General features: G+C 36.5%; 11 protein-coding genes. 5 read left to right on the top strand and 6 right to left on the bottom strand.

What is annotated here, in order from left to right; translation table 11 throughout:
• Positions 1–586: 586 nt before the first annotated feature.
• A complete protein-coding gene (locus ACIQ7N_RS05320; RefSeq protein ID WP_402930634.1) occupies positions 587–1,915 on the top strand; it encodes a hemolysin family protein in 1,329 nt (442 codons plus the stop codon).
• A gap of 164 nt (positions 1,916–2,079) precedes the next feature.
• Here the strand turns inward: ACIQ7N_RS05320 and ACIQ7N_RS05315 are convergent, their stop codons facing one another.
• The 3 genes from ACIQ7N_RS05315 to ACIQ7N_RS05305 all read right to left on the bottom strand — a co-directional run bounded on the left by ACIQ7N_RS05315 (position 2,080) and on the right by ACIQ7N_RS05305 (position 4,545).
• Positions 2,080–2,358: a hypothetical protein gene (locus ACIQ7N_RS05315; RefSeq protein WP_274067468.1), complete on the bottom strand. Its 279-nt coding sequence runs from the start codon at positions 2,356–2,358 to the stop codon at positions 2,080–2,082.
• A gap of 445 nt (positions 2,359–2,803) precedes the next feature.
• A complete protein-coding gene (locus ACIQ7N_RS05310; protein WP_402930632.1) occupies positions 2,804–3,544 on the bottom strand; it encodes an effector binding domain-containing protein in 741 nt (246 codons plus the stop codon).
• 80 nt (positions 3,545–3,624) lie between these two features.
• The gene (locus ACIQ7N_RS05305) at positions 3,625–4,545 is read right to left on the bottom strand and encodes a helix-turn-helix transcriptional regulator (RefSeq protein WP_402930630.1); all 921 of its coding nucleotides are present in this window, start codon (positions 4,543–4,545) and stop codon (positions 3,625–3,627) included.
• Between the two features lie 567 nt (positions 4,546–5,112).
• Here ACIQ7N_RS05305 and ACIQ7N_RS05300 point away from each other — a divergent pair.
• Entirely contained in the window at positions 5,113–6,231 is a 1,119-nt protein-coding gene (locus ACIQ7N_RS05300; protein ID WP_402930628.1) for a response regulator, read from the top strand.
• Between the two features lie 72 nt (positions 6,232–6,303).
• On the opposite strand, the gene ACIQ7N_RS05295 is transcribed toward ACIQ7N_RS05300, so the two are convergent.
• Positions 6,304–6,951 (bottom strand): response regulator, encoded by a 648-nt coding sequence (locus tag ACIQ7N_RS05295; protein ID WP_402930626.1) that lies wholly within the window; start codon positions 6,949–6,951, stop codon positions 6,304–6,306.
• An 11-nt stretch (positions 6,952–6,962) separates the two neighbouring features.
• Positions 6,963–8,078 (bottom strand): GAF domain-containing sensor histidine kinase, encoded by a 1,116-nt coding sequence (locus ACIQ7N_RS05290; protein WP_402930624.1) that lies wholly within the window; start codon positions 8,076–8,078, stop codon positions 6,963–6,965.
• 485 nt (positions 8,079–8,563) lie between these two features.
• Here ACIQ7N_RS05290 and ACIQ7N_RS05285 point away from each other — a divergent pair, with 485 nt between their 5' ends.
• The 3 genes from ACIQ7N_RS05285 (at position 8,564) to ACIQ7N_RS05275 (ending at position 12,406) form a co-directional block, all read left to right on the top strand.
• Positions 8,564–8,989: a disulfide oxidoreductase gene (locus tag ACIQ7N_RS05285; protein ID WP_132364075.1), complete on the top strand. Its 426-nt coding sequence runs from the start codon at positions 8,564–8,566 to the stop codon at positions 8,987–8,989.
• A 54-nt stretch (positions 8,990–9,043) separates the two neighbouring features.
• The gene (locus tag ACIQ7N_RS05280; RefSeq protein WP_402930622.1) at positions 9,044–9,883 is read left to right on the top strand and encodes an RluA family pseudouridine synthase; all 840 of its coding nucleotides are present in this window, start codon (positions 9,044–9,046) and stop codon (positions 9,881–9,883) included.
• A gap of 348 nt (positions 9,884–10,231) precedes the next feature.
• On the top strand, positions 10,232–12,406 hold the full coding sequence (locus ACIQ7N_RS05275; protein WP_402930620.1) for a 5'-nucleotidase C-terminal domain-containing protein: 2,175 nt from the start codon (positions 10,232–10,234) through the stop codon (positions 12,404–12,406).
• 51 nt (positions 12,407–12,457) lie between these two features.
• On the opposite strand, the gene ACIQ7N_RS05270 is transcribed toward ACIQ7N_RS05275, so the two are convergent.
• Entirely contained in the window at positions 12,458–13,288 is an 831-nt protein-coding gene (locus tag ACIQ7N_RS05270) for an aldo/keto reductase (RefSeq protein WP_402930619.1), read from the bottom strand.
• Between the last annotated feature and the right edge of the window lie 46 nt (positions 13,289–13,334).

The following is a 13,334-nucleotide window of genomic DNA, read 5'->3' as shown; positions in this document are numbered from 1 at the left end:
CAAAAGAGCCACCCCATATGAATGAGATGGCTCCTTTTTGTTGCTATTAAAAATAATTCATTTAAAAAAATCCACAAGTATAGCTCTCTTGAGATTTTTGACGTGTCGTTTTATATGAGATCAAATGCTTCATTCTCTAAACAAACTATCTTCTTTGCTATATTTAAAGTTAGCATAACAAATTTCTATTTTCAATCTTTTGGTGTTTGAAATTATTTAATTTTTACGATTTACGGGTGTAAAAATCAAATTAATTATGTCTCGGCATAATTGCCGCTGTCGCGCAGAAAACATTTGCCGCTGTCGCATTGCTTTCGTGCAGATACTTAATGCATCCGAAATGTCTCTTAATGCTTTTGCCTACAAATAGTTTTTGTGCGAAAGCGCAGTGCTAACTTAGTGCAGCAATCAGATGTTTAAACAGCCGCTGAAAGAAGTTAAAAAAATTGTTGTCAATATTTGTGTTTTGCCTATAAATATTTTATGATTAAATCATTCAACAATTTTTTAATATCATAGGAGGTGTACACTTTGTTTACCTCCCTCATTCGGGCGGGGACAAAGGAATTATTTGGACGGAGACATAATGGAAATAACCATAAGGTTGGCGGCATTTGCCCTACTAATAATAATGACAGGATTTTTCGTTGCAACCGAATTTGCAATCGTTAAAGTAAGATCTACACGTATTGATCAATTGCTTGCCGAAGGGAATAAAAAAGCAAAAAATGCAAAACGTGTAATTTCAGATTTAGATGAATACTTATCTGCATGTCAATTAGGTATTACGATCACTGCTTTAGGTTTAGGTTGGCTCGGTGAACCTACATTTAAGATTATCTTGAATCCAGTGTTTGAATTTCTAAATTTGAGTGAAAACTTTACTACTGTCCTTTCATTTATACTTGCATTCTCAATAGTAACGTTTATGCATGTAGTTATAGGGGAATTGGCGCCAAAAACACTTGCCATCCAAAAAGCAGAATTTGTAACATTAAACCTTTCTGGCCCATTAATTTTATTCCACAACATTACGTATCCAATCATTAAGCTGTTAAACGGATCAGCACGTGGCTTAACAGGCCTTTTCGGCTTGAAAATGATGTCAGAATCAGAAGTAGCCCATACTGAAGAAGAGTTACGAATGATTTTGTCAGAGAGTTTAAAAGGTGGAGAAATTAATACTTCAGAATATGAATATGTGAATAGTATTTTCGAGTTCTCTGATCGTCTTGCAAAAGAAATCATGGTCCCCCGTACTGAAATCGTCGGTATTGAAAAAGAACTAACGATTAAAGAGGTTTTTGATTTAATGGGCGTTGAGCAATATACCCGTTACCCAATTATCGATGGTGACAAAGACCATATTATAGGCTTAGTCAATATGAAGCACTTATTAACCGCTTACATTAAAGATCCTGCAAATGGTGATAAGCCAGTGATTGACTATATGCAGCCAATTATTCGCGTAATGGAAACAACGCAAATTAACGATCTGTTGCTCAAAATACAGCGTGAACGCATTCATATGGCCATTTTAATGGATGAATATGGCGGAACATCTGGTCTAGTTACGATTGAAGATATTATTGAGGAAATTGTCGGTGATATTCAAGATGAATTCGATGAAGATGAGATTCCAGAGGTTCAAGAAATTGCAAAAGATCACTTTATTTTAGATGCGAAGATGCTAGTAGAAAACGTTAATGATATGCTAGGTACTGACATAGAAGATGATGATATTGATACAATCGGTGGTTGGTTCATGACAATGCGCTTTGACGCAGTCGAAGGAGACAGTATTAAAGAACAAGGCTATGAATTTATCGCAAAAGAATTAGATGGTCACCATATTTTATACTTAGAGGTTCTGAAATTACCTGAACGTGATTTATCAAATGACAACGATGAGTAACGGAAAAAATCTATTATGCCTCGGCATAATTGCGTTTGGACAAGCGCTGAAAGAAGATAGAAATCTCAGTAATTGCTCCAGCAAATGACGACAAGTCTCCTACCAATTATCGGTAAGAGACTTGTTTTTTAATGTTTAAATTTGAACTTCAAGACTAACAAGGTTTATGGTTCACCAATTCCCATTGCTAACTGTAATAAAAAAGCAAAAACTAAAACTAATACATTTGTGATTAGACCAATCCAACCGAAAATATGTTTTTTAGACAACACCAAAGAGACTACTGCAAATATAATACCGATGATTGATAAAATGCTAAACAGGGCGATACCGAAATAAATATCAAAATCGGGCCCTCTTTTCATATAGAAAAAAACAACATTTATTATCACAGGTACTAACGATGAAACACTTAAAATGTCTCCTACCTTTTTCTTAGCCATACAACTCTCCCCTCCTTACAGTAATAAATGACTCGTCCATTCAGCTTAATTTCCTTTACGACAACTAACTTAACTGGTATCAAAATATTCTTCCTTTATTATACAAAACAAATTTCTAGAATCCACCAGTTTAAACAAATAAGGGATTATCACCATAACGTGTAAGTTGACCCAAGAAGCCCCCTATCTATCATAGATAAGGGGCTATTTGTATCAATTATGACTTGGTATAACTGCGTCCGAAATCGGCTTTGTGCTGAGGCCTACAGATGTCTTTTGTACCGAAAGCGTAGCGACAGGTACAAATATTTGACACCCGCTGAAAAGTGGCCTAAAAACGCAATCATCACACCACCTATAGAGGCGGGAGCATTCTACTGACGCTTCGCTTTGCTACTAAAACACTACACTTACGTTACATAAAAAACTTGCTAAAGAAGTTAAATTATTTAATTGCAATATAAATATCGACCTGAGCTTCTTGTGGGTTGGCACATCGTTCATCGTACATTTCAAAGTCACCTGTGTATGTTCGCTCTACACCTGAACTTGCAAGCCAAGCCCAAACATCCTGCCAAGCTTTTACAACAACTTCTTCAAATGGACCTTTGTCAGAAGTAAAAACTAAGTATTTAGCAGCTGGCACTGTTTTTCCAACCATACCTTCAGGAATTTCGTCGGTAGCTAATACTTCTACTCCAAGTGTAATGGCATACTCTCCGTTAACATCCGTTTCATAATCAGAATACAAGCCATACGTTACTTGATTTACTGCATTAGCTATTTGTCCTACAACATTTTGCTGATAAAAATTCGACCATAATTGCGGAATCTTTGCTTGAGCGGTAATTTCATTCGCATTGCTTGTTCGCGCTGAAATTCCTACAATTTGAAATGATTCTTTATTCATCATAACTGGTTCTTGTATATCATGCTTTCTCCATCTCTTTAGGCTTGGTAAAAAAGATGTCAACATTTGGCGTGCTTCCTCTTCTGCCATACCGTCTTCCTTTAAATGCGGTACACAAATTTCAATCATTTCTTCAACTGTTAAATTTGGCTGCTTGAACTCTCCTACTTCATAACAATATGTGCAATAATCCTGACTTTTGTGTCCTTCTTTTTCTGTACCAAGTAATGCCTCATCCATTAATGGCATTCCACAGCTTTGACAATAACTTTGCATGATTAAATCCACCCTTCATCCTATTTGTTACGACTATAACAAAGGAAACCTGACAACTGTATGTCATCAATTGAAAAGAGTTAAATTTCTTTATACAACTCCACAATTTCCTGGGCTCGATTTAATACAATCTCACGAATACGAGGTGGTTCTAAAACTTTTAAGCGATGGCCAAAGCTAAGAAGAAAGCCGTATAGCCATTCATCCTCAGGTAATGAAATGTTAATAGTTGAATTCTCATTATCTACATGCTCAGCGCCAAATGATTCTTCTACTAATGTCGTTATTGCACAATCGAAAGATAGCATAAGATTTACTACATTTTTGGGGTTATGCCACTCTTTATCCCATGGGAGTTCAGATAAGTTGACTTCCCTGCGCTGAAAAGTTGTCATCTCTTCTTGTATATCCTTCATTCTTGAAATTTTAAATAAGCGAAATTCTTCTCTCAACTTGCAATAGCCATAAACATACCAAACCTTTCCCTTTTGTACTAATGTATGTGGCTCTAATAATCGCCTTGTTATATGACCATGTGTGGTAGAATATGTAAAGCTTACACAATGCTCGCGTTCAATTGCCTTCTTTAATAATGTAATTTGTTCCTTGAAAATAGCATTTGGCCCCCAAGGACTAAGGTCAATAAATAGTTGATCAATCGATTGTTTTACTTCCTCATCTGCAACACCTGTTAATTTTTCAAGTACTGCTTCAGCATGTGAATCCTCATATGTCGTTAACGCACTTTTAATGGCAATTGAAAGTGACGTAAGCTCCTCCTTCGTCAACACCTGCTTATCAACACGATAGCCATCAATCAAACTAATCCCACCATGAACCCCCTGCTGGCTAATAACAGGAACCCCGGCACAGCTCAATGTTTCAATATCTCGATAAATAGTACGGACGGACACATTAAATAAATCGGCCAGTTCCTGGGCTGTCACCTTTTTACGATTTATTAAAATCATTGTCATCGTTAAAAGCCGCTCTAACTTCATATTTGTACTCCTTTCCTCTAAACTTTATTTTTCATATGCAAATCAACTTACTAATTACCTATCTACTTTAAGTTTTTTTTAAGTACTTTTTGAGTTTTATTTAAGTCAAATGTACTATAATAACGCCTAATAAATTATTGCATTCATTCTACTATTTTTACATTATAAGAAAAAAACGACTAAGGAACATATAATCTCTACTATAACTCCGTTGTTTTTAACAATAAACGCTTAATTATTTCAATGCTCTTAACACAACATATAAAATTTCTATCCTAAATAAGGACGCTGAAAACTCTGAAGTAGAAAACTTTATAGTAACTATTTGTAGAAATCCAAATTTCTAAGTAAAAACGAGCCATCATCGGGAAAAGCTAAAAAGATAAAATGAGGAGACCCGACACTAACTTATGGAAAAAGGAATACAAAGAGATAAACTTTGGTGCCAAAATTTTAATTTTATGTGGAATTTACTTTTTAGTGCCCACCCTATTCGAAAAGCATTTTCAAAGACAACAAACTAGAGTTTAATGGTTTTCAATTTAATTGTAAAAAGGAGATTTTGATGTGATTCGAGCCGTTTTAATAGACAATGAACCCTTAGCATTACACTATTTTCAAAATAAACTACAAGCATTTCAGCAAATACAGGTAATTCAAACCTTTACAAGTGTAGAAGTATTTTTAAATGAGCTTCCAATAATAGAATTTGACGTCATTTTTTTAGAGGCAAGGCTGAATGAACTAACTGGGCTTGAATTGGCTGATATTATCAAAACTGATCGTCCACATGTTAGTGTTATTTTTATAACTTCCTATAAAGAATTTGCTTTACAAGCGTATGAAATCGGAGGTCTTGACTATGTACTTAAACCAATTAGTCATGCACGCTTAGAAAAAACTATTTCTCGTATTGAGCATGAATATTCCATTCAGCAAATGCTTAAAAAAGCTTCGAAAACTATGTTAAACGTACAATGCTTTAATCAATTTGCCGCATATAGCAACAACAGCTTAATTGCCTTCAAAACCGAGAAAACAAAGGAGTTATTTGTATATTTCATATTACATCCAAACATTCCTATTCATCGGGATTATTTAATTGAAATTCTATGGCCGGATTTAGACTATGTACGAGCAAAATCGAATCTTCATACCGCTCTTTCTTATTTAAGAAAAACCTTAAATAATATAGGTTATACAAACTGTATTATCTTTTCAAACAAATACTATATCTTCGAGAAACCGAACATCCTTTGTGATTTATATGACTATCATAGATATTATGAGGATTTCACGAAGTTAGATTTCCCACCAATTTCATTGATTAATCAATGTCTCTCAATTTATAAAAGTGGACTCCTCATTTATGATGATTATGAGTGGGCTACTGCCTATAAAGATAAGCTGACGAAATCATACATAGATTTATTAGAAAAAGGTTTTCAAGCAACGTTACTAACGGATATTGATAAAGCATTAAATTTTTTAAATAGACTATTAGAGTTTGATCCATATAATGAACAAAAACTTGAGCACTATTTACACATTTTAATAAATGCGGGGTTTCACGAGCAGGCATACAAAGTATTCCTAGCTTATGAACAGAAGCTAAAAGATGACCTATCAATTTCACCAAGCTCTACATTAATTGATATTTCTAACAATTTTTTTCTTCAAAAATAAATACAGGATTCATACAATAAAAACGACGAGCTACTACAATTTGTAGGAGCTCGCCGTTTTATTTTTTTCATTTTATATACCACTACCCTCTGTCAGTCCGTGCTTCACAGCATAAAGAGCCGCCTGCGTACGATCCTGCACCTGTAGCTTCGTGAAAATATTGGAAATATGAGTTTTCACTGTTTTTTCTGTAACGAATAAAGAGGACGCAATCTCTCGATTACTTTTCCCTTTTGTAAGCTCTGCAAGTACATCCTGTTCACGAGGTGTTAGTGGGTTTAAAACATGCGGTGCATTTTTTGATTCTTGACGGTCCATTTCAAGAGTTGTTGTTGCTTCTGGGTGTAATGTATTTTCGCCTCGCATAATACGACGAATGGACAATACCAACTCATCAGGTTCAATATCTTTCAACTGATAGCCTGCAGCTCCTGCCTCCATTGCTGGCACTACATGATCACGGTCTGAAAAGCTTGTTAGCATTAGAATTTCTATTTGTGGAAACTTAGCTTTAATGCGCTTCGTCGCTTGAATCCCATCCATCTCAGGCATGACCAAGTCCATAAGTATAATATCTGGCTGTATACTTTCCGCTAAAGCTACTGCCTCAAGACCATTTTTCGCTTCTCCTACAACTTCAATATCTTTCTGAGTTTTTAAGAAAAATAATAATCCACGACGCACTACATGATGGTCATCTGCGATTAAAACACGTATCATACTCTTCCCTCCTAATATGGCAAGCGGATTAACAGCTCTGTTCCTTTACCAATTTCACTAACCCAATCAGCTTTGCCACCAACTGATTTTGCACGATCCTTTATGGATTGCAAGCCTATCGAAAGTAGCTTCGTGTTATGATCGATGACGAAGCCTCGTCCCTCATCACGAATAACAAGTAAAATATCTGTAGAAGTAACCGTAATATAAAGTGCAGCCTCCAGAACACCGGCATGACGACGAACATTATTTAGTGCTTCTTGGGCTACCCGAAATAATGTTTCTTCGATACGTGATGGAAATTGCAGTACACCTGAAACCGTTACATGAAGCTTCAAGCCAAGCATTTCAGCATACACTTTTATCGCTTCAAGCAAACCATTTTCTAATCCTTTTGGACGAAGCTGCCAAATAAGAGCACGCATTTCTGTTAAGGCATCCTGTGTTAAATGCTGAATCTCCTTAAACGTTTCCTTCACATCACTATCATTTGTCATTTCAATACCAGCTCTCGCCGTTAATGTAACCGAAAAAAGTAGCTGATTGACAGAATCATGTAAGTCTCGAGCTAGACGATTGCGCTCCTTCACAAGTGCCATTTCCTGCTCCTGCTTTGTCAGTAAAATACGCTTGATGGCCGACCCCATTTGAAATGCAACCGATTCAAGTAATGCTAGTTCTTCCTCTGAGAAACGTATGGTATCCTTCGATGCAACATTTAAGACGCCAAAACGCTCTTGTCCAGATTGAAGAGGCACAGTTGCATGATGTGTAATGCCTTCATGATCGCCAACATTTGCAGCAATTGCACTTTCAATACGTTGACATTCAATAATATTAGAAGCTTTTTTTAATTCCTCATTACGATAGCGAGAAACACACCAACAGCCTCCCTTTTCTAAATAATGGCAACTTTTATACTCCAGTGCCTCTGGTAAATTGACATGGACAATAAGCTCTGAACGTCCTTTTTCATCGATAAAAAAAATCCAGCCCGTTTCAAAATTTGTGCCATTTAAAAATTTTACAAGTGCTCCCTTTAACATCGACACAATTTCAGTTTCTTCGTTTAATAACTCTGCAATCTCTTTTAAAATACCAATATTGGAATGATCATTGTCCCTCACAAAATACACCTCTTCTTTGGCATTACTAATTTTAATGATAACATTTCAAAGTCTGGAACGTCTGCCTTAGCCGTTCATACTTTAGACTGAAATTTTTCATAAAGTATACCTTATTTTGGTTCATCACCAAAAGTTGTGGATGACTTTTGTTAAAATGTATACTATGTAAATAAGAGATTGTAGCGAAGGAGCATATAGGGGAACGAAGGCTAAAACCATCGTGTCCTGTGATAACGCCTTTGTGACCACATCCTGTTGCTGACGCTACGTTTCACTACGCTTTCGCACAAAAAACATCTTGTTGCTGACGCTACGTTTCACTACGCTTTCGCACAAAAAACATTTGTTCCTGACGCTACGTTACAGAACGAATATCAACCACACATTTTGGTGATTGTCCCTTATTTTACGTAAGTTGATTTACATATAAAACTAGAACAACTATAATCGAACAAGTACATGGTTATACTAAGGAGAGAATTAATATGTCTAAAAAAGTGGAAAATGGCTTATTATTTATTTGGATTGTCTCTGTCGTTGCAACACTGGGTTCCTTATACTTTTCTGAAATTCGTCATTATGAACCTTGTAAAATGTGTTGGTTCCAACGAATTTTCATGTATCCAATTGTCATTATGACAACGATTGCCTTTATTCAAAAAAATGCACGTATTGCTGTAACAACGGCTGTTTTTGCCATTATGGGTGGCAGTATATCACTTTACCATTATGGTATTCAAAAGCTAAGTTTTTTAGCTGATACTGCACCATCTTGTGGTCTTGTTTCATGTACCGGTCAATATATTAACTGGTTAGGTTTTATCACAATCCCATTTTTAGCGCTAACTGCATTTATTTTAATTGCAGGGGCAAGCTTTTATGTAATGAAGGCTGCGAAAACAGCAAAATAATTATGAGACCGTGTTCTACATTTGGAATACGGTCTTTTCTACGGAGGAAGATTTATGTTTCACTATGAAATAACTACGAATAATTTGACAGTCGAGGAGCTATTACGCAATCATTGGCGACTCGGTAAAAAGCTAGTCCATGAATTACGAATGGCGAAGGCTATCACAACAATGGACGGAGAGCCTATTCAGTGGAATGACCCACTACAGGTAGGCACAATCATAAAATTCACATTCCCTATTCCGACATCCAGCTATCAACCAACGCCAGTTTGTGCAATTGATGTCGTCTATGAGGATGACCATTGTTTGATCGTTTCTAAGCCAAAAGGCATGTCGACACATCCAAATGATGCACGTGATACCCACACTTGTATGAATCATGTCATGGCTCATATTAAAGAGCAAGGTGGCATTTATGCAGAGCATGTCCATCGTTTAGATAAAGGGACACAAGGTTTGTTACTTGTAGCCAAGCATCCTTTAGCAAAATCAATTTTTGACCGTATGATTGAGGAAAAAACCATTATTCGAACATACGCGGCAGAAGTGCAAGGGAATTTACGCTCTACATCTGGCACGATTTCTGAAGGAATCGGAAAAGACCGACATCACGCAACAAGACGTGTCGTTTCAAAAACAGGACAGCATGCCGTTACACATTATGAAGTTGTAGCACGTTATAAAAGCTCTTGTGTTGTCCATCTAATTCTTGAAACAGGAAGAACACATCAAATTCGCGTACATTTAGCACATATCGGTCATCCGATTATTGGAGATACAATGTATGGAGCAAGAGAAACGGCAAGTGGTGACTATGAGCTCCATGCAATTCAATTAGAATTCGAGCATCCATTTTTAAATAAGGCGATCGTTGTAAAGGATCAGCAGTAATTATCGTACTGCACTTCGAATTGTTGCACATAAGCTAACAATTCGAGGTGCAGTTTTTGTATACGCTCATCATGACGCATAGTCCTAAATAGAGCTAAACCGGTAATCATCCATTACTTTGACTCATAAAAGTTGTTGGATGACACTGTTGAAAATAACACGTTATGGTGATAAGCGATTACTACTCTTTTAAAAAAGTATAAATATACTATTTAACATTTCTTTCATCTATTTTTTACAGAAATTTATTATACATTTCCATTATTGGTAATGACGGTGGATTTCTTTCATGATAGAATTAGATTAAATTGTTCAGTCACCTGACTTACTATGAGGAGGAATTTATTGATGAAATGGGTTAAAAGTATTGCAGCAACAACTCTAGCTGCTAGTTTACTAGCTACACCTGGTTTTGCCGCACATGCAGCGGAAGCAACACCAACAGCTAAGAAAGATGATTTCAAATTAACAATTCTACACTCAAATGACACGCATGCACACGTTGAGGATGCTCCAAAGCGTGCAACAAAAGTAAAAGAACTTCGTGCTGCAAATGCAAACTCACTTCTTTTAGATGCTGGTGATGTTTTCTCTGGTACTTTATACTTTAACGAATTTGCTGGGGAAACTGATATGAAGTTAATGAACTTAATGGGTTACGATGCCATGACTTTTGGTAACCATGAGTTCGATTTAGGATCAAGCCCAGAAGGTCATGCTGCACTTGCTAAATTCGTTAAGGGCGCAGAGTTCCCATTACTAGGGACAAACCTAGATTTTTCGAAAGATTCTTTATTCAATGGCTTACAATTTAAAACAGTCACAAAAGACTTTGAAAATGGTAAAATTTACGACGGTATCATTAAAGAAATCGCTGGAGAAAAAGTAGGTATTTTCAGCTTAACAACAGAAGAAACACCTACGATTTCAAGCGTTGCTAACGTTCAATTTGCAAACTATATCGACTCCGCAAAAAAAGCAGTAACTGAACTTGAAAAGCAAGGTGTTAACAAAATTATCGCAGTTACTCATATAGGCTTCGATGACTCTGCTGATTGGGATAATGACCAATTACTAGCGAAAGCTGTAGAAGGCATTGATGTAATCGTAGGTGGTCATACACATACAAAATTAGACAAGCCTGTGAAAGCTGAAACACCATTTAAGAACCCTACAATTATCGTTCAAACAGGCCAATATAGCGAAAATTTAGGTGAATTAGATTTAACATTCGACGATAACGGTGCCGTTGTTGACTACTTCGGTCAGTTACATGCTTTAAATGATAAAGAAAAGCCTGTAGCAGCAGATCCTGAAGCTACAGCACTTTTAGCTCCATATAAAGAAAAAATTTCTAAAATATTAAATCAATCAACAGGTAATACGGCTGTGTCACCTCTAAATGGTGGTCGTGGTCTTTGGGGTGTACGTGCTGGAGAAACAAACCTTGGTAACTTAATTACTGATGGTATGCTTGCTGGCGCAAAGAAAATTGACCCAGAAGTACAATTTGCATTCCAAAATGGTGGTGGTATCCGCGCAAGCATTGATGCAGGAGATATCACTGTAGGCGAAGTTATGACAGTTATGCCATTCGGTAATGCTCTTGGCATTGTAAAATTAAAAGGTGCTGAAATCTACGAAATTGCTGAACATAGTGTGAAAGAATTCCCGCAAGAATTCGGTGGCTTCTTACACTTCTCTGGTTTACAAGTAGAATTTGACGGTAAAGCACCAGCTGGTAAACGTGTAAAATCTATTAAATTAAATGGTAAAGAGCTAGATAAAGCAGCCTATTATAAAGCAGCAACAAATACATTTACTGCTAAAGGTGGCGACGGCTATGATACACTGAAGAAAGTTTATGAGAATGGCCGTGTAAGTGAACCTGGTACGATTGACTATGAAATGTTTATCGAACACTTAGATACACTGAAAAAAGTTGATTCAAAAGTAGAAGGGCGTATTATCGCAACAATTCCATTTAAAGATATCGCAAAAGGCTCAGAAACAGAAGGCTTTGTTCGTGATCTTTATTACCGTAATTTAACAAAAGGTACTTCTGCAACAACATATTCACCAAACGCAAACTTAACTCGTGCACAAGCTGCATCATTTATCGCACGTGCCTTAAAGCTTGAAGCAAAAGGGCAAGCAACATTCTCTGATCTTGCGAATGTAAATCCTGCAACACAAAAAGAAATTACAGCACTTGCTGAAGCAGGAATTGTACAAGGTGTGAATGGTAAATTCAATCCTAATACAAATGTAACTCGTGCTCAACTTGCCTTAATGTTTGCTCGTGCATACAACCTACAACACGATGCAAAAGCTGGTTTAAAAGCTGATTTCAGTGATATTTCTCAATATAACGCTGAAACTCAAAATGCTATTGCACTGATGAAAGACTTAAAGATTGTTAGCGGCGTAAACGGCAAATTTATGCCTGGTAACAACGCGACACGTGCGCATATGGCAAAAATGCTTTCTAACTATATTCCATTTGTAAAAGAATCTAAATAATAAATTTACAAAATCCCGCTTCTCAAATTAGAGAGCGGGATTTCTATTGCACTAAAAATTAAATTTAAAGTTATCCGGGTCTTGCCCAAATCGTTCATTACGATTTAACGTTGCTATTTTATCCATTTGAGCTAGTGTTAATTCAAAATCAAAAATCTGGGCGTTTTCCTCAATACGACTAGGTGTTACAGACTTAGGAATAATAAGTGTATCATTTTGTAAATGCCAACGCAGCACTACTTGAGCAGCCGTCTTCCCTATTTCACGACCAATTTCCATAATCGTTGGATTATCAAGTACTCCGCCACGGCCTAATGGAGACCATGCGGTAACAGCGATTCCATGCTCACTACAAAATGCTCGTAATGCGTCTTGCTGTAAATATGGATGCACCTCTACTTGATTGACCATTGGTGCTATATTTGCTTTAGCTAATAGCTTTTGTAGATGATGCTCATGGTGATTTGAGACACCTGTTGCACGAATTAATTTTTCATCATATAAACGTTCAATTGCTCGATACGTTTCTTCAAATGTTTCTGGTACTGCCCAATGCGTTAAATATAAATCTAAATAATCCATATTTAACTTTTTCAATGAGACTTCGAAAGCTCGTAATGTTTCATCATAGCCTTGGTCATTATTCCAAACCTTTGTCGTCACAAAAATATCCTCACGTTTAACGCCTGAATGGCGAATAGCTTCGTCCACCTCGACCTCGTTACCATAAAGAGAAGCCGTATCAATAGCTCGGTAGCCAAATTTAAGAGCTTTATCAATAGCCTGCAAAGTCTCATCACGCTCTGTCATTTTATAAACACCTAAGCCAAAGCGAGGCATTTCCACACCGTTTGCTAATGTTTTTGTTGATTGTAAATTCAAGAATAACAACCCCTTTCTTTTCCTAGTTCCATTATACAAAAAATTG

It is taken from the genome of Lysinibacillus sp. NPDC095746 (assembly GCF_044763535.1).
Classification (GTDB): domain Bacteria; phylum Bacillota; class Bacilli; order Bacillales_A; family Planococcaceae; genus Lysinibacillus.
The sequence above is the reverse complement of the archived record's forward strand: the minus strand, read 5'-3'. Positions and strand labels throughout refer to the sequence as shown.